The organism is Streptomyces sp. AMJ-169, from assembly GCF_055597585.1.
In genome coordinates, this window is sequence record NZ_JBVLTJ010000013.1 from 28,657 (window position 1) to 48,143 (window position 19,487).

Below are 19,487 nucleotides of genomic sequence, written 5' to 3' on the forward strand. Positions count from 1 at the left end.
TTAAAGCGTTACGCCCCTCACGCCGGCCTCTTGAACATCCGTGTCGCCGTGATCTCCGTGTGCACCGCCTCTCCGGCCGGGATCTCCCTCGGGAGTCCCGGCCGGAGGTGTTCCTCGACGGTGATGTATTTGAGCCCGGCGCGCAGGTCGGCGTCGTTGCGCAGCCGGATGACCAGCGGGAACTCGGCGAGCGCGGTGGTGTCGAACAGGCCGGTGGTGTACAGCAGCTGGACGCCGAGCGCGTCCGACACGGCCCGCTGCAACTCCAGCAGGTACGTCGCGTTGGCGCGCCCGATGGGGTTGTCGAGGAACAGGGTGCCGGCGTGCCGGTGCTTGTCGCGGCCCCGGTCGTTGGAGCGCAGGGCGGCCATCGTGCAGTACAGGGCGATGGCGGCGGTGAGGAGCTGGCCGCCGGAGAAGACGTCGCCCATCTGCCCGACGGGCACCCGCTCGGCGCGCAGCACGGCGTCGGGCTTGAGGATCTCGACGGCGACGCCCTTGGGCTGGAGGGCGGCGGCGACTCCGCGCAGCAGCAGGGACATCCCGTCGCGCCGCAGGTCGGAGTTCTTCTTCACGGCGGCCCGGGTCGCCTCGTCGACGACCTCGCCGAGCCGTTCGGTGAGCGTGGCCTGGTCGGGCTCCTCGAAGCGGATGCGCAGGAACTCCTGCCCGGACCACTCGCCGAGCCCTTCGGGCAGCCGGGAGAGCCGCTGGGCGGAGCGCAGGGTGGCGAGCGCGGACTCGACGAGGCCGCGCAGCCGGTCCACGATCGAGTCGCGGTTGCGCTCCAGCTGGGCGAGTTCGTCGGTGAGCACGCGCAGCCGGGGCGCGAAGGCGTCGGCCCACTTCTGGGCGTGCTCGGGCAGCGCGGCGGCGGGCAGCTCCCGGATCTGCTGCCGCGCGGGCGTGCGGACCTGCTCGTAGCGGGTGGAGTTGGCGTGCCGCACGAGGACGTCGCCGGCCTCGCGTACGGCGGCCTCGGCGGCGGAGAGGTCGCCCGCGCAGCCGCGCAGGGAGCGGCGGGCCTCGGCGGCGGAGGTGCGGGCGTCGTCCAGGGAGCCGGGGTAGGGCTCGGGGGTCTCCTGGTCGTCGTCGGCGGTGTGTTCGCGCAGGAGGTCGCGGAGCATGGCGGCGATCTCGTCGAAGCCGCCGGCGCCGTCCTCGGCCGCGCGGTGGGCGTCGAGGAGTTCGGCGTGCGCCTCGCGGGCCTGGGCGAGGGCTTCGGCGCGGGCGGAGAGCTCGGTGGTGGCCGTGCGCAGGAGGGCCTGCGCGTGCTCGGCGTCGCGCGGGAGGAGTTCCTCGGAGAGCCCGGTGTGCTCCTCGCCGTCCTCGGGGGCGAGGCGTTCGTGTTCGCCGCGCAGCCGGCCCAGCTGTTCGCTGGCGGTGGACATGCGGGTCTCCAGGAGCTGCACGAGCTCTTCCGCGCGGGCGGCGGCGGCCTGCCGGGAGGGGCTGTCGGAGCCGTCGGGCGACTGGAGGAGCTGTTCCGCGCGGGTGCGGACTTTGTTGCTGAGGCGGTCGAGCTCCGCGCGGGCGGCGCTCTCGTCGCTCTCCGCGCGGGCCTGTTCGGCTCGGAGGTCGGCGCCGACGCCGACCTTCTCGTAGACCTGGGAGGCGGCCCGGTAGGCCTCTCTGAGGGCGGGGAGGGACGTCTCGGGGGTCTGGGCGTCGTCGACGGGGACGTCGTCGGGGGCGCCGGCGATCTCGGAGCGCTCGGCGCGCAGGGCGCGGGCGGTGCGGCGGGCGTCGTCGGCGGCGCGCTGGGTGGCGCGGCGGTCCTCGTCGGCCGCGCGGGCGCGCTCCAGGCAGGTCTGGGCGCGGGCCTCGGACTCGGCGGCCTCGTCGGCGAGTTCGCGCAGCCGGACCTGCCAGCCGGCGCGTTCGCGCAGCCGGAAGGCGAGTCCGGCGAGGGCGTCGGCCGCGCGGCGGGTCTTCTGGGCGGCCTCCTGTTTCTCGTCGCGGACCTGGGCGGCCTCGGCGGCGGTCTCCTCGGCCTCCGCGCGCGTGGTGCGTGCCTCGGCGAGTTCGGCCTCGGTCTCCTCGGCGAAGGCGCGGGCCTCTTCGGCGGTCTGGGCCATCTCGGTGAGCCGTCCGGCGGGGCAGCCGGTGCGCCAGGAGTTCAGCCGTGCGGACAGTTCGCGGTCCTTGCCGAGGCGGGCGGCGAGGCGGCGGATCTCCTCGTCGCGCTCGGTGGCCCGCGCGCGCAGGGCTTGGCGTTCCTCGTCGGCGGCGTGTTCGTCGTGCATGGCCGGGTTGGGCGGCACCAGGAAGACGCCCGTGTCGGTCGTGTCGGGGGCCGGGGTGGGGGCGAGGAGGGCGGCGGCGGTGCCGACGGCGACGGTGGAGCGGGGCAGCAGGGCGGCGTCGGAGAGGGCGTCCCGCGCGCGTGCGTGGGAGTCGGGGTCGGTGATGATGACGCCGTCGACGAGTTCGGGCCGGGCGGCCAGCACGCGCGCGTGGTCGGCGGCGTCGACGGACTGGGCGAGGTAGCGCCAGCCGGGCAGGGCGGGGATGCCGTGCTCGCCGAGGAACTCGACGGTGGCCAGGACGTCGGGTCCGGGCGGGAGGAGTCCGCCGTCGCCGAGGGCGCCGAGGATGCGGGCGTCGTCGGCGGCGGCCGTGCGCAGGTCGAAGAGCTGGCGTTCGGCGGAGGTGACGGCGTCGTCGAGGAGTCCGCGCAGTTCGTCGGCGTACCGGTCGAGGTCGGCGGCGGTCAGCGCTTCGGTGGCGCTGAGCAGCGCGGCGAGCCGTTCTTCGGCGGCGAGCGCTTCGGCGATGCGCTGTTCGGCCTCGTAGGACCGTCCGGCGGCCGTCGCGGCGTCCGCGGCGCGGGCCGCGGTGAGTTCGGCGCGGGACTCGGCCGCGGCGGCCTCACGGGCGCTCTCAGCGCCTCGGCGGGCGGCTTCGCGGGCGGTGTCCCAGGCGGCGACGGCGGTCTTCTCGGCGTCGCTGGCGGCGAGGGCGGCGCGTGCGGGGTCGGCGTCGGGGGTGCTGTCGTCGAGCCAGCCCGCGCGGACGGCCTCGGCGATCTCCTGCTCGACCTCGGTGAGGCGCTGGCGCAGGTGCTGGGCCTCGCTGCGGGCGCGCTGGGCCTCGGTGGCGGAGGCGGTGTTGTCCCGGTAGGCGGTCTCGCTGACGTCCTGGAGGGCGGCGGAGCGCTCCTCCTCCTCGTTGGCGAGGGCTTCGGCGCGGCCGGCGGCGGCGTGCAGCGCGCGCACGAGGTCGACGGCGGCCTTCGCGCGGGCGGCGAGGGCGGGGGCGGCGTCGCGTTCGGCTTCCTGGATGGCGGCGGAGACCCGCGCGGCGCGGTCGGAGGCCGCGCGGTGGCGCAGGACGACCTCGGCGGCCTGCCAGGCGGAGTGCAGGGTGCGGGCGTCGGCGAGTTCGCGTTTCTGGGCGGCGGCGGACTTCTCGGCGGCGGTGAGTGCCAGGGAGGCGTGCCGGAAGGCGAGTTCGGCGGCGATCAGCGCGCTGCGCTCGCGGGCGCCCTCGGAGTGGGTGACGGCGTAGGCGGCGGCCGTGACGCGCTGGGCGAGGTCGGCGGCCCGGACGCGTTCTCGCACTCCGCGCGCGGAGAGGCGGCGGGCCAGCGCGCGCGTGCGTCGTTCGGCGCCGGCGTGGACGTCCCGCGCGCGTGCGCGGGTCTCCGCGGCCTCGACGATGCGGCCCAGGAGGTCGACCGAGCCGGCGGTGAAGTCGCGTTCGGCGATGAGTTCCGCGCGGCGGCCGAGTTTGCTGCCGAAGCCGCTGACGAGGTCGGCGAGGCCGTCGGTGTCGCGGGTGTCGGTGACGGCGCGCAGCAGGAGGTCGGTGAAGTCGGAGTCCTTCTTGACCGCGAACAGGCCGGCGGCCTCGCCCTCGTCGGCGTTCATCTCGCGCTGGTAGCGGAAGAGTTCGGGGTCGAGGCCGAGTTCGGTGAGGTGCTCGACCCAGCGGTCGTGGATCTCCTCCCAGTGGACCTCCAGGTGCGGGTAGGCCTTGTCCGCGTCGGTGATGGCGTCCCGGAAGCCCTTCATGGTCCGCCGGCGCCCCTGAGCGCCCGAGGCGCCCTCCACGGGGGGCCGTACGGCGGTGGACTCGGCGACCGGGAGGCTGTCCAGGGAGAGGCCGGGTCCGGGGCGGAAGGAGTACCAGGCCTCGGCGAACTTGCGGGGGTCGTTGGAGACCTGCCGGCCGCGCCATTCGCTGACCTTGCCGACGACGACGCACTCGCCGGTGAGGACGTGCTGCCACTCCAGGGCGACGTGGCCGCAGTCGTCGGCGAGGAGGAACTTGCGCAGCACGCCGGAGGAGGCGCCGCCCAGGGTGTTGCGGTGGCCGGGGAGCATGACCGAGAAGATCAGCTTGAGCAGGACGGACTTGCCGCCGCCGTTCTCCAGGAACAGCACGCCCGCGGGCGCGGGCCTGCGGGGCGGGCCGACGGGCTCGTCCGCGAAGAACTCCGCCTGCGTGGGGGCGGGGTCGGGGACGATGTCGCCGACCCCTCGCAGGTCGAGCACGGTGTCGGCGTAGCGCGCACCGGCAGGCCCGATGGAGTAGAGGCGGACCCGGGACAGCTCGTACATGGCGGCTCTCGTCGTTGAATCGTGCGGTGTTTCTTGAAGCGTTTTAAAGCGCTTTGAAGCTCTTTAAAGCGCTTCAGGTGTCTCGCGGCGGCTTGCTTGAGGGGGGCTCAGGGGTCTTCGGGGGGGCTCAGGAGTGGAACGGCAGCCCGGCGTCGGCGACCAGCTCCAGGTCCTCGCTCTCCTCGGCGGGCATCAGCGTCGGCGTCCCGTCGGTGACGGGTACGACGCCCAGTTCGAGGAGTTCGGCCAGGGCGGCGGTGCCGGCCAGGTCCCGTACCTGGAGCTGGTAGCGGGCGGTGGTGCGGTAGGTGCCGCCGTTGTCGTCGCCGGTGCGCTGGAGGAACCCGGAGTCGGTGAGGAAGGCGACGGCCTTGCCGACGATGCCGGTGGTGGACCCGGCGAGGCGGCGGGCGTCCTTGGTGGCGCCGGTCGCGCTGCGCCGCGTCCACACCCGCCACGCGGACTCCAGACCGGGCGCGTCGGACGCCGGGTCGGTGTTCTCGCCGTCCTCGGCGGCCCGCTCCTCCAGCCGCCGGCAGGCCTGCCGTACGAACGCGTCGACGCCGTGCACGCTGACGCGGCCGATATAGCCGTCGTCGGCGAGGTCCTCGGGGCGGGGGAAGGCCATGGCGGCCACCGCGAGGTGCGCGAGGCCGTGCAGGAACCGGTCGCCGCCGTCGGCGGACGTGCGGCGCGCGTAGTCGCCCATGCGGACGGCGAACACGGAGTCTTCGCCGGCGGTGACGGCCATCCCCGCGCGCGGGGAGACCTCCAGGACGACGAGCCCGAGCCCGGTGGCGACGGCGTCGGCGAGCCGCGCGAACGCGGGGTCCTCGCGGTAGCGGCGCAGGAGTTCGGCGTACTCCTGGTCGCGGGCGGGCTGTAGCTTGGGCTGGAGGCCGAAGGCGACGAGCCGGGCGGCGTCGGCCGCGTCCGCGGGGGTCAGGGGGGCAGGGGCCGAGGGGGCGGGGGCCTCCGGTTCGCTCCACTCGACGTGCTCACTCACAGCAAGAACTCCAGAACATCAAGCCGCCTCGGTCCGGTCCGCGGTCATCGCGGCGGCGTCCAACAGTGCGGTTCCGACGATCAGGTCGGCCCCGCCGAACTCGGGGTCGTCCAATTCGGTGCCGTCGTCCACGGCGAACAGCAGTTTCTCCTCGCCCTGCCGGTAGGCGGTGCCCACGGCGGGGCTCGCCGCGTGGACGGCCAGCAGGGCCACCAGGTAGGGCAGTTCGGGGTCGGCGCGGCGGGCCTCGGCCAGCAGCCCGGAGAGCCTCCTGGGCGCGTCGGCGGGCAGGTCGAGCAACTCCTTGGCCGCCGCCAGCTGTTCCTCGCTGAACCGGCTGTCGTCGGGGGTCGCGATGAGGTCGGGCTCCGGCATCTCCGCGCCGAGGTGCTCGCGTTCGACGGGGGGCGTGAGCAGGATCTCGACGAGGTCGGCGACCCGCACGGACACCGGCGTGCGCATTCCGGCGCCCCGGGCGAAGAACGCCCCGGTGACGCGGGCGGCCTGCTCCAGGGGCAGCGGCAGGACGGGGGCGACGAGATGGCCGTAGAGGTCTATCCCGGAGGACGTCATGGGGGTGGAGAACGCCTGCCGGTCCTGCTCCGCGCGAAACAGCGGGCCGGCCTCCAGGAGGCGGGACTGGAGCTGGGTGTGGCGGCGGATGCAGTCCTTGACGATGTCGACGAGTTCGGCGGCGCGGCGCTTGTTCTCGGCGTCCTCGATCTCGTCGCGCGCCTTGCGGATGTTGGTGAGGATCGCGTTCTCGTGGCGGTAGCGCTCGGCGACGTGGTCGAGCGCTTCGGCGATCATGTCGGGCACGGTGTTGAGCCAGTCGACCGCGCGGACGTTGCGCCGGGTGGCCTCCAGGGCGCGGCGCAGGGTCTCGGAGTACTGGACGGTGCGGTAGCGGGCCTGTTCGGCGGCGAGCTGGGCGTCGGCGAGCCGGCCGCGCCGGATGAGGACCTCCAGCTTGACCTCGGCGGCGATCTGCGCGCTGGTGACGTCCGTATCGAGGGCGCCGACCAGGACGTTGACGGCCTCGTCGGTGGTGCGCAGGTACACCGCGCCGCCGTAGCCGGGGACTTCCTCGATCAGCTTGAAGTCGTAGTCGCGGCGCACATAGACGCCGTCCTGCGTGAACGTGCCGTAGGCGGCGCGGAAGCCCCGGTCGACGCTGCCGACGTTGATGAGGTTCTCCAGGACCCAGCGGGCCACCCGCTCGTGCTCGGCGGGGGTGCGGTCGGGGGCCTGGGCGGCGATGCGGGGGAGCAGGCGGACGACGATCTGGTCGTGGTCGGCGCCGGTGTCGAAGTCCATGTTGAGGGTGACGAGGTCGATGGCCGCGAGGGCGATCTCCGCCATGCCGTAGACCGAGTACTCGCCGGCGAGGTTGGCCTTGCGGGCGTCGAGGTCGTGGATCGGCGCCGTGCAGGCGAGGGCGCGCAGCCGGCGCGCCAGGCCCTCGTCGGCGGCCGGGCCCGGTGCGGGGCGCGGCGCCGCGCTGAGCTGGGCCGGAGCACGGTCCGTCGTTGCAGGCGAAGTCACGGTGCACAGACTAGGTCCTCGGTCTGACATCGGCCCAAACGCGAAGCCGCCACCGGGGTGACCGACCGGATTCCGGCGCGTTTCAGGGCATGTCCGACACCCGGCGTTCGTAGGCCTCTGTCACTCGTTCGCGTGAGTCCCGCAGGTAGACGGCGAGCAGCACCTCGGCGGCGTCGCGCTCGCCGTCGCGGAGGGCCTGGAGGATCTGGTGGTTTCGCGCCAGGTAGGGCTCGTGCAGCCGGCGCGGGTCGTCGACCAGGTGGAAGGCGAGGCGCAGTTCGGCGAAGACGCTGCGCATCAGCTCGTCGGTGCGCTCGCTGCCGGCCAGCGCGACCAGCGCGCGGTGGAAGTGGATGTTCGCCGTGCCCAGCGATTTCCAGTCACTTTCGCGCAGCGCCCGCTGCCCCTCGGCGACGGCCGCGGCGAGGGCGTCGAGGGCGTACGGGGGGTCGTCGAGGCCGCGGACGACGGCGCATTCGACCAGTGCGCGCGTGCGGTAGATGTCCTCGACGTCCTGAACGCTCAGCACCCGGACGAAGACGCCCCGGTTGAGTTCGTGGACGAGGAGGCGTTCATGGGTGAGCAGCCGGAACGCCTCGCGCAGGGTGTTGCGGGAGACCCCGAGGGCGCCGCCGATGCTGTCCTCGGACAGGCGGGTGCCGGGCGGGAAGTAGCCGTCGGCGATGCGTCCTCTGAGGATGTCCGCGACCCGTTCGGCCGTGCTCGTGCGCCCGAGGAGGGCGCGGTCGTCCGCCAGTCCCGTCAGCTGCTCCGCCATGCCCGGAATTCAACCGCAGACACCTGAACGAAACAACATGGGTATTGAGGGATCGTTGAACGATCCTCTACGGTGCTACGCATCCTGGCCAGTTCCCGCACGGCTCATTCCCGTCCCCTCCCGCGAGGTGCGCCATGAGCACGACCCCTCCGCCACAGGCCCTCCCCAAGCCCTCCCCTACGAACGCCGACGACGGCCCCCTGGGCTGGCTGCACGCACTCGGCCCGCGCGGCCGGCGCGCCTTCGCGGGCGCGTTCGGCGGCTACGCCCTCGATTCGTACGACTACTTCACGCTGCCGCTGAGCATGGTCGCGCTGACCGCGTACTTCGGCCTGGACAGCGGCCAGACCGGCCTGTTCACGACCGTCACGCTGGTCGTCTCCGCGATCGGCGGCGCCGTCGCGGGCGTCCTGGCCGACCGGATCGGCCGGGTGCGCGCGCTGCTGATCACGGTGGTCACGTACGCCGTCTTCACCGTCGCCTGCGGCTTCGCGCCCAGCTACGAGGCCCTGCTGGTGTTCCGCGCCCTCCAGGGGCTCGGCTTCGGCGGCGAGTGGGCCGTCGGCGCGATCCTGGTCGCCGAGTACGCGGGCGCGAAGCACCGGGGCCGCACGCTCGGCGCGGTCCAGTCGTCCTGGGCCGTCGGCTGGGGCCTGGCCGCGCTGGTCTACACCCTGGTCTTCTCGTTCGTCGGCGAGGACCTGGCCTGGCGGGTGATGTTCTGGACCGGCGCGCTGCCCGCGCTGCTGGTCCTGTGGGTGCGCCGCCGCGTCCAGGACGCCCCCAGGGCGAGCGCCGTACGCGAACAGGGCACCGCCAAGGGCTCGTTCACGGCGATCTTCAAGGGGCCCCTGCTGCGCACGACCCTGTTCGCCGGGCTGCTGTCGACGGGCGTCCAGGGCGGCTACTACACGCTGGCGACCTGGGTGCCGACCTATCTGAAGAATGACCGGGAGCTGTCGGTCGTCGGCACCGGCGGCTATCTGACATTCCTGATCTCCGGCGCCTTCCTGGGCTACCTGACGGGCGGCTACCTGACCGACCGGCTGGGCCGGCGGCGCAACATCTGGCTGTTCGCCCTGCTCTCGGCGGTGTGCATCCTGGCGTACGCGAACATCCCGCACGGCGCGAACACCCTGTTGCTGGTGCTCGGCTTCCCGCTCGGGTTCTGCATGTCGGCGATCTTCAGCGGCTTCGGCTCGTACCTGGCCGAGCTGTACCCGACGGCCGTGCGCGGCACCGGCCAGGGCTTCACCTACAACACCGGCCGCGCGGTGGGCGCCGTCTTCCCCACCACGGTCGGCTTCCTGGCCGACAGCTGGGGCGTGGGCGGCGCCCTGGTCTTCGGCGCCATCGGCTACGCCATCGCCGCACTGGCCCTGCTGGGCCTGCCCGAGACGAAGGGAAGGGAACTGACGTGAAAGCCACTGCCCACGACCGCCCTGTCGCCGCCGTCGACCCGCGCGCGCACGCGTGGAGTCCGAAAGCCGCCCGCGCCCGCTTCCGCGAAGGTCTCGCGGGCCCCACGGCCGGGGTCGCGGCGGGCCACACCCAGGCCAACCTGATCGCCGTACCGGCCGACTGGGCCTACGACATGCTGCTGTTCTGCCAGCGCAACCCCAAGCCCTGTCCGGTGCTCGACGTGACCGACGCGGGCTCCTGGACGACGCCGCTGGCCGAGGGCGCCGACCTGCGGACCGATCTGCCACGCTATCGGGTGTGGCGCGACGGCGAACTGGTGGACGAGCCCACCGACGCACGCGCGTACTGGCGCGACGACCTGGTGGCGTTCCTCATCGGGTGCAGCTTCACCTTCGAGTCGGCGCTGTCCGAGGCGGGCGTCCCGATCCGCCACATCGAGCAGGGCCGCAACGTGCCCATGTACGTCACCGACCGCCCCTGCCGCCCCGCAGGCCGCCTCTCGGGCCCCCTGGTGGTGTCCATGCGCCCGGTGCCCGCCCGGCACCTGGAGACGGCCATACGGGAGACCGGCCGGCTCCCCGCGGTGCACGGCGCCCCCGTGCACCTGGGCGACCCGGCCGGGCTCGGCGTCGCCGACCTGGCACGGCCCGACTTCGGCGGCCCGGTGGACCCGGAGCCCGACGACATCCCGGTGTTCTGGGCCTGCGGCGTCACCCCGCAGGCGGCGGTCATGGCCTCCCGGCCGCCGTTCGCGCTCACCCACGCCCCGGGGCAGATGTTCCTGACCGACGCCCGCGACGCGCAGTACCGCGTGGGCTGACCGGCCGTCCTCGTCGTCCCTAGGAGACGCACATGATCGATCTGAACGCCGACCTCGGCGAGGGCTTCGGCCGCTGGCGGCTCACCGACGACGAACAGCTCCTGTCCGTCGTCACCAGCGCCAACGTGGCCTGCGGCTTCCACGCCGGGGACCCGGCCACCATGCGGCGCGTGTGCGCGCTGGCGGCCGGGCGGGGCGTGACGATCGGCGCCCAGGTCTCCTACCGGGACCTGGCCGGCTTCGGGCGGCGCGCCATGGACGTGCCGCCCGCCGAGCTGGCCGCCGAAGTGGCCTACCAGATCGGCGCCCTGGACGTCTTCGCGCGGGCCGCGGGCGCGCGCGTGGCGTACGTCAAACCGCACGGCGCGCTGTACAACCGGATCGTCCACGACGAGGAGCAGGCCCGCGCGGTCGTCGACGGCATCCTCCTCGCCGCCCCCGGCCTGCCCGTCCTGGGCCTGCCCGGCTCCCGTTTCCTCGACCTCGCGGCGCAGGCGGGCCTCCCGGCGGTCCAGGAGGCGTTCGCCGACCGTGCCTACACCGACGCGGGCACGCTCGTCCCGCGCGCGCAGGAGGGTGCCGTCATCGACGACCCCGAGGCGGTCGTCGCACGCTCCCTGGGCTTCGCCCGCGACCACCGGGTCACCTCGGTGACCGGCACCCCGATCACCGTCCACGCCCGCTCCCTCTGCCTCCACGGCGACACCCCGGGCGCCGTCGACCTGGCCCGCCGGGTGAGACGGCGCCTGGAGGAGGCCGGGGTCGGGGTGGGGGCGTTCGCGTGAGGGGGCGGGGCGTTACGGTCGGGGTGAGGAGCTGGGACTCCGGGCTCGGCCCACGCGGGCGCGCGGGTCGGCGCGGAGGAGACCACGGGCAGGATCTGCGCGGGCGCGCGGGACGGGACCGGAACTCCTGGCGCAGTTCACGCGAGCGCGTCGGCCGGCTCCGGATCTCCGGGTCCGCCCCGCGCACCCGGTCCCAGGATCCCCGCAGGCCGGTCAGGAGGTGACCGTATGAGCGCGCGGCTGCGTGTGCTGCGTGTCGGCGACGACGCCCTGCTCGTCGAGGCCAGTTCGGGGCCGGAGGCCGAGGCGCTGCACGCCGAGCTGGAGCGCCGCCGGGCGGCCGGAGTGCTCACGGTGCGTGAACTCGTCCCCGCGGCCCGTACGGTCCTCCTGGACGGCCTCACGGACCCTTCCCGCGTCGCCGCCGAGCTGGCCGGCACGGACATCCCGCCGGTCACGGCGCGCGCGGAGCCGGTCGTGGAGATCCCGGTGCGCTACGACGGCCCGGACCTGGCCGAGGTCGCCGCGCACTGGGGCGTCCCCGAGGACGAGGTGGCCCGCGTCCACGCGGCCACCGAGTTCCGCGTCGCCTTCTGCGGCTTCGCCCCCGGCTTCGGCTACCTCACCGGCCTGCCCGAGCGGTACGCCGTCCCCCGCCGCACGACCCCCCGTACGGCCGTCCCGGCGGGCTCGGTCGGTCTCGCGGGCCCGTACACGGGCGTGTACCCACGCTCGTCCCCGGGCGGCTGGCAGCTGATCGGCACGACAGAGGTGGCGCTGTGGGACCACACCCGCACGCCCGCTGCACTGCTGTCGCCGGGGACACGGGTGCGGTTCGTGCCGATGGGGGCGAAGGGGGCGGCGGACTTGGCCGATCCGGAGGACACGGCGAACTCGAAGGGCTCGGCGGCTTCGAGGGGCCCGGGGGATCAGAAGGGTTCGGCGGCTCTGGGGGACCCGGGGAATCCGAACGACCCGGTGACCCCCGTGACCGCGAAGAACCCGGCAGCCCCCAAACCCCCGGCAGACCCAAGGACCCGCACGTGACCGACCGCGCTCTGGCCGTCGTACGCGCCGGTGCCCTCACCACTCTCCAGGACCGGGGGCGTCCCGGGCACGCGCATCTGGGTGTGCCCCGCTCGGGTGCGCTGGATCCCTTCGCGGCGGCGCTGGTCAACCGGCTCGTCGGGAATCCGCCGGAGGCCGCCGTCCTGGAGACCACCCTCAACGGCTGTGCCCTGCGCCCCCGTTCGGCCGTCACGGTCGCCGTCGCGGGCGCCCCCTGCCCGGTCACCGTGGACGGCCGCCCGGCACCCTGGGGTGCCCCGGTCCACGTCCCCGCGGGCACCCTCCTGGAGATCGGCACCCCCACCTCCGGTCTGCGCTCCTATGTCGGCGTCTCCGGCGGCTTCCTGGTCGAGCCGGTTCTGGGCAGCCGCTCCACCGACCTCCTCTCCGGCCTCGGCCCCACCCCCTTGGCCAACGGCACGGTCCTCCCCCTGGGCACCCCGGCTGCGCCTCCCGCGCGCGTGGACGCCGCCCCCCAGCCGGCGCCCCCGGCCGAACTCCTCCTGCGCGTCACCCTGGGCCCGCGCGCGGACTGGTTCACCAAGGAGGCGCTGCTCACGTTCACCACGCGCGCGTACCGCGTCTCCCCCGCCAGCAACCGCATCGGCCTGCGCACGGAGGGCCCGCCCCTGGAGCGTGCCCGCACGGACGAACTCCCCAGCGAGGGCATGGTCCTGGGCGCCGTCCAGGTCCCTCCCGACGGCCACCCGGTCGTCTTCCTCGCCGACCACCCCACCACGGGCGGCTACCCGGTCATCGCGGTCGTCCGCACCCCGGACCTGGCGGCGGCGGCCCAGGCGGTCCCGGGCACCCCGGTGCGGTTCCTGGCGGTACGGCGCCGGTGAGGCGGCGGCCCGAGCGCCATGGACTGCCGCCTCACCGGCGCCGTGGATCGAGCACCAGGGGCAGCACCCCCCGAACCGGCGGGACGAGAGGGGCGGTGCCCGGAGATCCCCCGGGCACCGCCGCTCGGACCGGCCACGTTCAGTCGGCCTCCGATCGAACGCCCCCCCCAGCAGCGCGTCCCGCCCCTCCCTCACACCGCCCCTGACCGCTGCTTCCCCATGGAGACCCCGGGAACCCCAGAGCCCCCCATAGGCACCCCGGAAGCCGCCGTCCCTATAGCTGTCGCCGACCCCATAGAGGTCATCGAAGCCGTCGCCCCCATGGCCGCCGCCGAAGCCGAGGCCGCCGACACGGACACCGCCCCCAACGCCGCCGACACGGCCGCGGCGGCCCGCAGATCGAGCCGCGCGCTGGTCCCCCGCACCCGGTGCCGCACCTCGTCGGCCGCCAGGGTCAGCAACTGCGGCAGCAGATCGGTGCAGCGCCGGGCGACCCACGCGCTCCCCTGGGTCGCCAGCCACCACAGGCTCTCCGTGCGCGTGGGCACGGGGAACTCGGGTTCCGGGGCCGGCGCGGGCCCGTCGGCGAGCCCCGCGTCGGCCAGCAGCGCGTGGAAGCGCACCGCGAGCTGCCGGTGACCGCGCTCGCCGGGGTGGAGCCGGTCGGCGCTCCACATCGCGCGGTCGGCGAGCCAGGCGCCCTCCGCGGCGTGCAGGTGGACGGCGCCGTGGCGTTCGGAGAGCGCGTGGACGACGGTGTTGACCGCGCGCTGGCGCCGGGCGAGCGGCCTGGCGAGGGCGCCGGGGAGGCCGAGCATCGCGCCGGGGTCGGGCAGGCAGGCGGTCAGCAGGGTCACGCCCCGGCGGGCGAAGGCGCCGTAGACCGTGTCGAGGCGGGCGGTGACGGCGTGGATGTCGAAGGTGCAGCGCAGTGTGTCGTTGACGCCGACGACGACCGAGGCGACGTCAGGACGCAGCGCGAGGGCGGTCGGCAGCTGGCGTTCGACGACGTCCCGGGTCTGCGCGCCGCTGACGGCCAGGTTGGTGAACACGGCCGGCTCCCCACCGAGCCCACCCGCCAACAGCGCCGCCCACCCCCGCCAGCCCTCACCCACAGGATCACCGACCCCCTCGGTCAGCGAGTCCCCCAGAGCGACGAAACGGACGGGGCTCATGCGAGACTCCGGGACACGTCGGGACGGGACGGTGCCGTCGCGCCGCTTCCGGGCACGTCGGGACGAGACGGTATCGTCGCGTCGTCCCCCGGCACGTCGGAACGAGACGGTATCGTCGCGTCGCCCACCCTCTCGCCAGAACGACACGGCACCGTCGCATCGTGCGCAACAAGAAACGCGTCTACCGCCGTGCTCCACCCGAAGCACTCAGCACGCGCGCGTGCCTCGCCCCGCCGCTGCGCCTCCCCCCTCCCAAGAAGCACCTCAACAGCATCCGCGAACGCCTCCCCCCGATCGGCGGCGACAGCCCCCGCGCCCCCGATCACCTCAGGCAGCGCGGAGGAGGCGCTGACCACGACGGGCGTCCCGCAGGCCATGGCCTCCAGCGCGGCGAGTCCGAACGTCTCGGCGGGCCCGGGGGCCAGGCAGACGTCGGCGGACGCCTGGAGGGCGCCCAGCTCCGCGCGGTCGCGGACGTGCCCGAGGAAGGTCACCGGCAGCCCTTGCGCCCGCTGTTCGAGCCGCGCGCGCAGAGGCCCGTCCCCGGCGACGACCAGCCGTGCCCGCACCCCTCGCGCGCGCAGGGCTTCGAGCGCGTCCAGGGCGGTCCCGGGCCGCTTCTCCACGGACAGCCGGGTGCAGGTCACCAGCAGCACCTCGTCGGCGCGCGCGTACCGCTCCCGCAGCCCCGGGTCGCGCAGCGCGGGGTGGCGTTCGACGAGGTCGACGCCGAGGGGGGCGCGTACGACGTTGCGGGCGCCGATGCGGACGAACTCGCGCTCGGCGAACTCGGTGGTGCACACCACGCGCGCGTAGGTGTGCGCGGTGCGGACGTTGAGGGCGTCGGCGGCCCGCCGGGCGGCGCCTTCGGGCAGGCCCCAGGTGCGCAGGACGCCGTCGGCGGTCTCGTGGGAGACCATCACGGCGGGCACCCGCGCGCGGCGCGCCCAGCGGCCGGTCCACCTGAGGGTCGTGCGGTCGGAGACCTCAAGGCGGTCGGGGGCGAGCTCCTCCAGGACGCGGGCGACGCGGGTCTTGTCGGTGAGGACGCGGTAGCCGCCCGTGCCGGGGACCAGGGGGCCCGGCAGGGTGATGACGCGGCCCTGTTCGGTCTCCTGGTCGGTGTGGCGGGGGCCCGGGACGATCAGGACGGGTTCGTGGCCGGCTTCCTTGAAGCCCTTGCCCAGCTCGCGCAGAGCGGTGCGCAGGCCCCCGGAGGCGGGGGCGACGAAGTTGGCGAGGCGGACGATGCGCAGGGCGTCGGTCTTCATGCCGCCACCACCTGACGGCGGCGCGCGGCGAGGACGTCCGCGTAGTGCCCGATGAGCTGGTCCCCGACGGCCGCCCAGGTGCGGCCCTCGACCATCGCCCGCGCGGCGGCGCCGTACGCGGCGCGCTTGGCGGGATCGGCGGCCAGGGAGGCGATCGCGTCGCGGACGGCGGCCCGGTCGCCGACGGGGACGAGGAGGCCGGTGCGGCCGTGGGCGACGAGGTCGAGCGGCCCGCCCGCGGCGGGTGCGACGACCGGGACGCCGCTGGCCATGGCCTCCTGGACGGTCTGGCAGAACGTCTCGAAGGGGCCGGTGTGCGCGAAGACGTCGAAGGAGGCGAAGAGGCGGGCGAGTTCGGCGCCGGTGCGGCGGCCCAGGAAGACCGCTCCGGGGAGCTGTTCGGCGAGCGCCGGGCGGCTGGGCCCGTCGCCCACGATGACGACCTTGACGCCGTCCAGGCCGCAGGCCCCGGCGAGCAGTTCGATCTGCTTCTCGGGGGCGAGCCGGCCGACATAGCCGACGATCAGCTCACCCTTGGGGGCGAGTTCGCGGCGCAGCGCCTCGTCCCGGAGGTCGGGACGGAACCGTACCGTATCGACGCCGCGCGGCCAGAGCTTGATCCTGGGGACGCCGTGTGCGGAGAGGTCGTGCAGGGAGGCGCTGGAGGGCGCCAGGGTGAGGTCGGCGGCGGAGTGCACGGAGCGGATGCGCCGCCAGGCGGCGGCTTCCCCGGCGCCCATGTAGGTGCGGGCGTAGCCGGCGAGGTCGGTCTGGTAGACGGCGAGGGCGGGGACGCCGAACTTGGCGGCGGCGGCCATGCCTCGCACGCCGAGGACGAAGGGGCTGGCCAGGTGGACGACGTCGGGCTGGTGTCCGACGATCGTCGCGGCGAGGCGCCGGCTGGGGAGGGCGACGCGGACCTGGGGGTAGCCGGGGAGCGGGAGGGAGGGGACGTGGACGACGGGGCAGGGCGCCGAGGCGTCCGGCCGCTGTCCCGGCGCGGGGGCCGGGGCGACGACGACGGGGGCGTGACCGCGATCTACGAGGTGCCGGGCGGTCTGGAGCGCGCAGTGGGCCACGCCGTTCACGTCGGGGGGAAAGGATTCGGTCACGATGACGACACGCATACGGGTGTTGTCTCCGCGCCGGACGTGGACGCGTCAAAGTGGATCTTTCCGAACGACAAACGTCCCATGAGCGTTGCGCTGCACGCCCGGGCAGGTCAGACAGCGTCCATGTCCGTCTGACCCCAGGGTCGCCGGTTGTTCACTCTGCACGCAGAGAGGGGCCCGGTTTCAATCAGGAACGATCACAAGGCGGCGGTATCCGGCCCGATCCGGCTGCGTACGGCCGTCTGGACCTCCGCCTCCTCGGCCGGGTCGGCGGCGAGCCGGCGCAGGCGTTCCACCACGCGCGTGTCCCCGGTCTCGGCGTGCCGCGCGGCGATCTCGCGGGTGGACTCCTCGCAGTCCCAGAGGCACTCGACGCCGAACCCGGCGGGGAAGGAGGGGTCGGTGGCGGCCAGCGCGCGGGCGCAGTGGCCGCGCAGATGGGAGGAGGCCGTCTCCCGGTAGATGTGCCGCAGGACGGGGGCGGCGCAGACGATGCCGAGGCGGCCCGCGCCGTCGACGAGGGGCCACAGGGTCGGCGCGTCGCAGCCCTCGCCGCGCACGGCCTCGCGCAGGGCGCCGAGGACGAGGTCGCTGTCGCGGGTGGCGCCCCGGCAGGCGAGGACGCGTCCGGCGGCGGCGCCGAGCGGATCGGGCCGGTGGACCCACCCGCGCGCGCGGTCGACGGCGGCGACGCTGCGCATGCGCTCGAAGGCGTCGACGGCGCCCTCGACGACCGGGGGCGTCCCGGTGGCCACGGCCTGTTCGACGAGGTCGAGGACGGCCGGGTCATGGCTGTCGGCGAGGTAGCGCAGCGCGGTGCAGCGGGCGCCGTCCGAGCCGTTCTGGGCGGCGCGCAGGATCTCGGAGCGGTCCTCTGGGCCCGCGACGGCGGCCAGACATCGGGCGGCGGGCACATGCAGCGCCGCGCCGCGCTCCAGGCCCTGCTGGGCCCATTCGAAGACGGCGGCGACGCTCCAGCCCGGGCGGGGTCCGCTGGGCCGCATCTGGCGCTGCCAGCGGTCGAAGCAGCCGGTCTCCTGGGCGGCGCGCACCCGCAGCGAGACGTACTCGCGCGGGTCCTCGGCCCACAGCCGCCAGGGCCGCGGTTCGAAGGAGTCGCGGACGGCGGCGGCCAGTTCGGCCTCGCCGTCGGCGTCGGTGGCGAACCGGGCCAGCACGGGCGTCGCCAGGGCGCGCAGCCCCGCGTCGTCGTCGCGCAGGGCGAGTTCGTCCAGGGCCCAGGCCCAGTTGGCGCCTGTGGCGGCGTAGCGGCGCAGCAGCTCCAGGGCGTCGCGCCGGCCGTAGGAGGCGAGGTGGCCGAGGACGGCCAGGGCGAGGCCGGTGCGGGACTCCTCGGTGTCGAAGGCGTCCTCGGCGTCGAAGAGGTGCGCCTCGATCTCGTCCAGACCGCCGTCGAGGTCGAGGTAGAGCCGGGCGTAGTAGAGGGAGCGGTTCTCCACCTGCCAGTCGTGGCGGGGATCGCGCAGCACACAGTGGTTGAGGGCCGCGAGCGCCTGGGGGCGCGGGGCGGTGAGCGCGTGCAGCGTGCCGTCGCCGCGGCCCCTCTGGAGGAGCCCCAGCAGGGTTCCGCTGGGCGCTATGACCGGATCGAACATGGGAAACAGCCTCACATCAAGCGTCGACGCAACCGGGGATCGTGCACTACCTGGCCGCGTGACAACACGTCGGGGCGCCCGCCGTCTCTTGCTTGCTGTAGACCATCTTCCTCTGCCTCTCGTCGGTGGCCCTGCGGACCGCATCACGGCCCGCGCGGTGCGGCAACACCTGCCCAGCCATCGCGTCCGTGAATCACGACGTCATGATGACCCGGCCGTTCCAGCTGCCGCGACCGAAATTTCCGGCGGCCTTGTACCGCCTCCCCCGTGGTCGTCGATTTACCTGATCAGAACTTGTTCACCCGGTGGCCGTGAGCTGCTTCCCCGAGCTTCTTGAAGCGCTTGAAAACACAGCGCCCGAAGACCGGTCGCCCACCCCGCCGCACACCCGCGCGGCCGGCCACGATCCGTACGGCTCACTGCGCGCCGAACAGCTCCAGCAGTTCCGTTCTGCCGAACATCCGCGCGGTGTCGATCGCGGAGGGAGTGCCGGCGGCCGGGTCGGCGCCCGCCTCCAGCAGGACCCTGGCGACCTCGGTCGCGCCCTTGAAGGCGGCCCCCGCGAGGGGGGTCTGGCCGCGGTCGCCGACCCGGTCGGCGGCGCCGCCCCGGGCGAGGAGCGCGCGGACGGCCCCGGCGTGGCCGTGGTAGGCGGCGAGCATCACGAGGGAGTCGCCGCGGTCGTTGGTGAGTTCGGCCGGAACTCCCGCGTCGAGGTAGGTCACGAGGTCCTCGGTCCGCCCCTGCCGGGCCAGATCGAAGATCTTGGTCGCCAGCTCCACGACCTCGGGGTCGGGGGCTTCAGCCATGGGTTCGTCTCCGCCTCTCGGTGCCGGCGCTCTGCCGTACGGGTGAATCGCCAGGGTACTGGCTCGTCGTGGGACTGGGGCACGTCCGCCGTGGCAAAGATCACCGACAGGCCGGTTCGGCGGAATTATCCCGTTCGGGCGGCGCAAGCCAAGTGCCGCCGAACGAGGGAAATTCACAGAAATCCACCCTTTTGCACCTTTTATCGTATGGATACATCCTGTGAGCCTGGAAGTACTCATGGTGACTGTCCCCGCGAACCAGGAGAACTCAAATGATCCTGTCCATCTCAGGTGTGGTCCTGCTCGGCATCATCGTCTTCCTGTTCTTCCGCAAGGACGGACTGAAGGCGTCGCACGCGCTGGTCTCGGCCCTGTTCGGCTTCTACATGGCCAGTACGGCCATCGCCCCCAGCATCAAGGCAGGCGGCGAGAGCCTGGCGAGCCTGCTCGGCGGCATCAAGTTCTGATCCCCCGTCCCGTACGCACTTCCAGGAGACAGCCGTGGCCCGCCCCCTCCCCCGCATCCTGAAGCCAGGCAGCGCGCAGATCGCCCGGAGCCGGGAGCTGGCCCGGACGGCGGCGGACAGCGCCACCGACGTCCTCCACCCGCTGATCACGGTCAGCCGGGGCCTGGGGGGGGGGGGGGGGGGGGGGGGGGGGGGGGGGGGGG

14 protein-coding genes and 1 pseudogene are annotated in these 19,487 nt (G+C 74.3%); 6 read left to right on the forward strand and 9 right to left on the reverse strand.

The window, feature by feature from the left end; genetic code table 11:
* Positions 1–17 precede the first annotated feature (17 nt).
* The 4 genes from ACYUD3_RS28655 to ACYUD3_RS28670 all read right to left on the reverse strand — a co-directional run bounded on the left by ACYUD3_RS28655 (position 18) and on the right by ACYUD3_RS28670 (position 7,894).
* A complete protein-coding gene (locus ACYUD3_RS28655; protein WP_470975806.1) occupies positions 18–4,565 on the reverse strand; it encodes a hypothetical protein in 4,548 nt (1,515 codons plus the stop codon).
* A gap of 127 nt (positions 4,566–4,692) precedes the next feature.
* The gene (locus ACYUD3_RS28660) at positions 4,693–5,571 is read right to left on the reverse strand and encodes a hypothetical protein (RefSeq protein WP_470975810.1); all 879 of its coding nucleotides are present in this window, start codon (positions 5,569–5,571) and stop codon (positions 4,693–4,695) included.
* 18 nt (positions 5,572–5,589) lie between these two features.
* A complete protein-coding gene (locus ACYUD3_RS28665; protein WP_470975812.1) occupies positions 5,590–7,116 on the reverse strand; it encodes a hypothetical protein in 1,527 nt (508 codons plus the stop codon).
* Positions 7,117–7,198: 82 nt separating this feature from the next.
* Positions 7,199–7,894 (reverse strand): GntR family transcriptional regulator, encoded by a 696-nt coding sequence (locus ACYUD3_RS28670; RefSeq protein WP_470975815.1) that lies wholly within the window; start codon positions 7,892–7,894, stop codon positions 7,199–7,201.
* A 134-nt stretch (positions 7,895–8,028) separates the two neighbouring features.
* Between ACYUD3_RS28670 and ACYUD3_RS28675 the strand changes: the two genes are divergently transcribed.
* From ACYUD3_RS28675 to ACYUD3_RS28695, 5 genes and pseudogenes are all read left to right on the forward strand, one after another.
* On the forward strand, positions 8,029–9,315 hold the full coding sequence (locus ACYUD3_RS28675) for an MFS transporter (protein WP_470975818.1): 1,287 nt from the start codon (positions 8,029–8,031) through the stop codon (positions 9,313–9,315).
* Positions 9,312–10,136 carry a putative hydro-lyase gene (locus ACYUD3_RS28680; RefSeq protein ID WP_470975821.1) on the forward strand — a complete coding sequence of 275 codons (825 nt, stop codon included), beginning with the start codon at positions 9,312–9,314 and terminating at the stop codon, positions 10,134–10,136. The genes ACYUD3_RS28675 and ACYUD3_RS28680 overlap by 4 nt, the downstream gene beginning before the upstream one ends.
* A gap of 32 nt (positions 10,137–10,168) precedes the next feature.
* Complete coding sequence (locus ACYUD3_RS28685) at positions 10,169–10,921, forward strand: LamB/YcsF family protein (protein ID WP_470975824.1); 753 nt, start codon at positions 10,169–10,171, stop codon at positions 10,919–10,921.
* Between the two features lie 240 nt (positions 10,922–11,161).
* Positions 11,162–11,773, forward strand: a pseudogene (pxpB, locus tag ACYUD3_RS28690) (5-oxoprolinase subunit PxpB); the annotation flags it as partial.
* A 191-nt stretch (positions 11,774–11,964) separates the two neighbouring features.
* Entirely contained in the window at positions 11,965–12,834 is an 870-nt protein-coding gene (locus tag ACYUD3_RS28695; RefSeq protein WP_470975827.1) for a 5-oxoprolinase subunit C family protein, read from the forward strand.
* Between the two features lie 191 nt (positions 12,835–13,025).
* Here the strand turns inward: ACYUD3_RS28695 and ACYUD3_RS28700 are convergent, their stop codons facing one another.
* The 5 genes from ACYUD3_RS28700 to ACYUD3_RS28720 all read right to left on the reverse strand — a co-directional run bounded on the left by ACYUD3_RS28700 (position 13,026) and on the right by ACYUD3_RS28720 (position 18,817).
* The gene (locus ACYUD3_RS28700; protein WP_470975830.1) at positions 13,026–14,009 is read right to left on the reverse strand and encodes an SGNH/GDSL hydrolase family protein; all 984 of its coding nucleotides are present in this window, start codon (positions 14,007–14,009) and stop codon (positions 13,026–13,028) included.
* The gene (locus ACYUD3_RS28705; RefSeq protein ID WP_470975833.1) at positions 14,006–15,280 is read right to left on the reverse strand and encodes a glycosyltransferase; all 1,275 of its coding nucleotides are present in this window, start codon (positions 15,278–15,280) and stop codon (positions 14,006–14,008) included. The genes ACYUD3_RS28700 and ACYUD3_RS28705 overlap by 4 nt, the downstream gene beginning before the upstream one ends.
* Complete coding sequence (locus ACYUD3_RS28710) at positions 15,277–16,407, reverse strand: glycosyltransferase family 4 protein (RefSeq protein ID WP_470975836.1); 1,131 nt, start codon at positions 16,405–16,407, stop codon at positions 15,277–15,279. The genes ACYUD3_RS28705 and ACYUD3_RS28710 overlap by 4 nt, the downstream gene beginning before the upstream one ends.
* Positions 16,408–16,589: 182 nt before the next feature.
* Positions 16,590–18,008: a HEAT repeat domain-containing protein gene (locus ACYUD3_RS28715; protein ID WP_470975839.1), complete on the reverse strand. Its 1,419-nt coding sequence runs from the start codon at positions 18,006–18,008 to the stop codon at positions 16,590–16,592.
* A gap of 416 nt (positions 18,009–18,424) precedes the next feature.
* Positions 18,425–18,817, reverse strand: coding sequence for an ankyrin repeat domain-containing protein (locus tag ACYUD3_RS28720; protein WP_470975842.1), 393 nt, complete (start codon positions 18,815–18,817; stop codon positions 18,425–18,427).
* Positions 18,818–19,089: 272 nt separating this feature from the next.
* Here ACYUD3_RS28720 and ACYUD3_RS28725 point away from each other — a divergent pair, with 272 nt between their 5' ends.
* Positions 19,090–19,284: a hypothetical protein gene (locus ACYUD3_RS28725; RefSeq protein ID WP_470975845.1), complete on the forward strand. Its 195-nt coding sequence runs from the start codon at positions 19,090–19,092 to the stop codon at positions 19,282–19,284.
* The last annotated feature ends 203 nt before the right edge of the window (positions 19,285–19,487 follow it).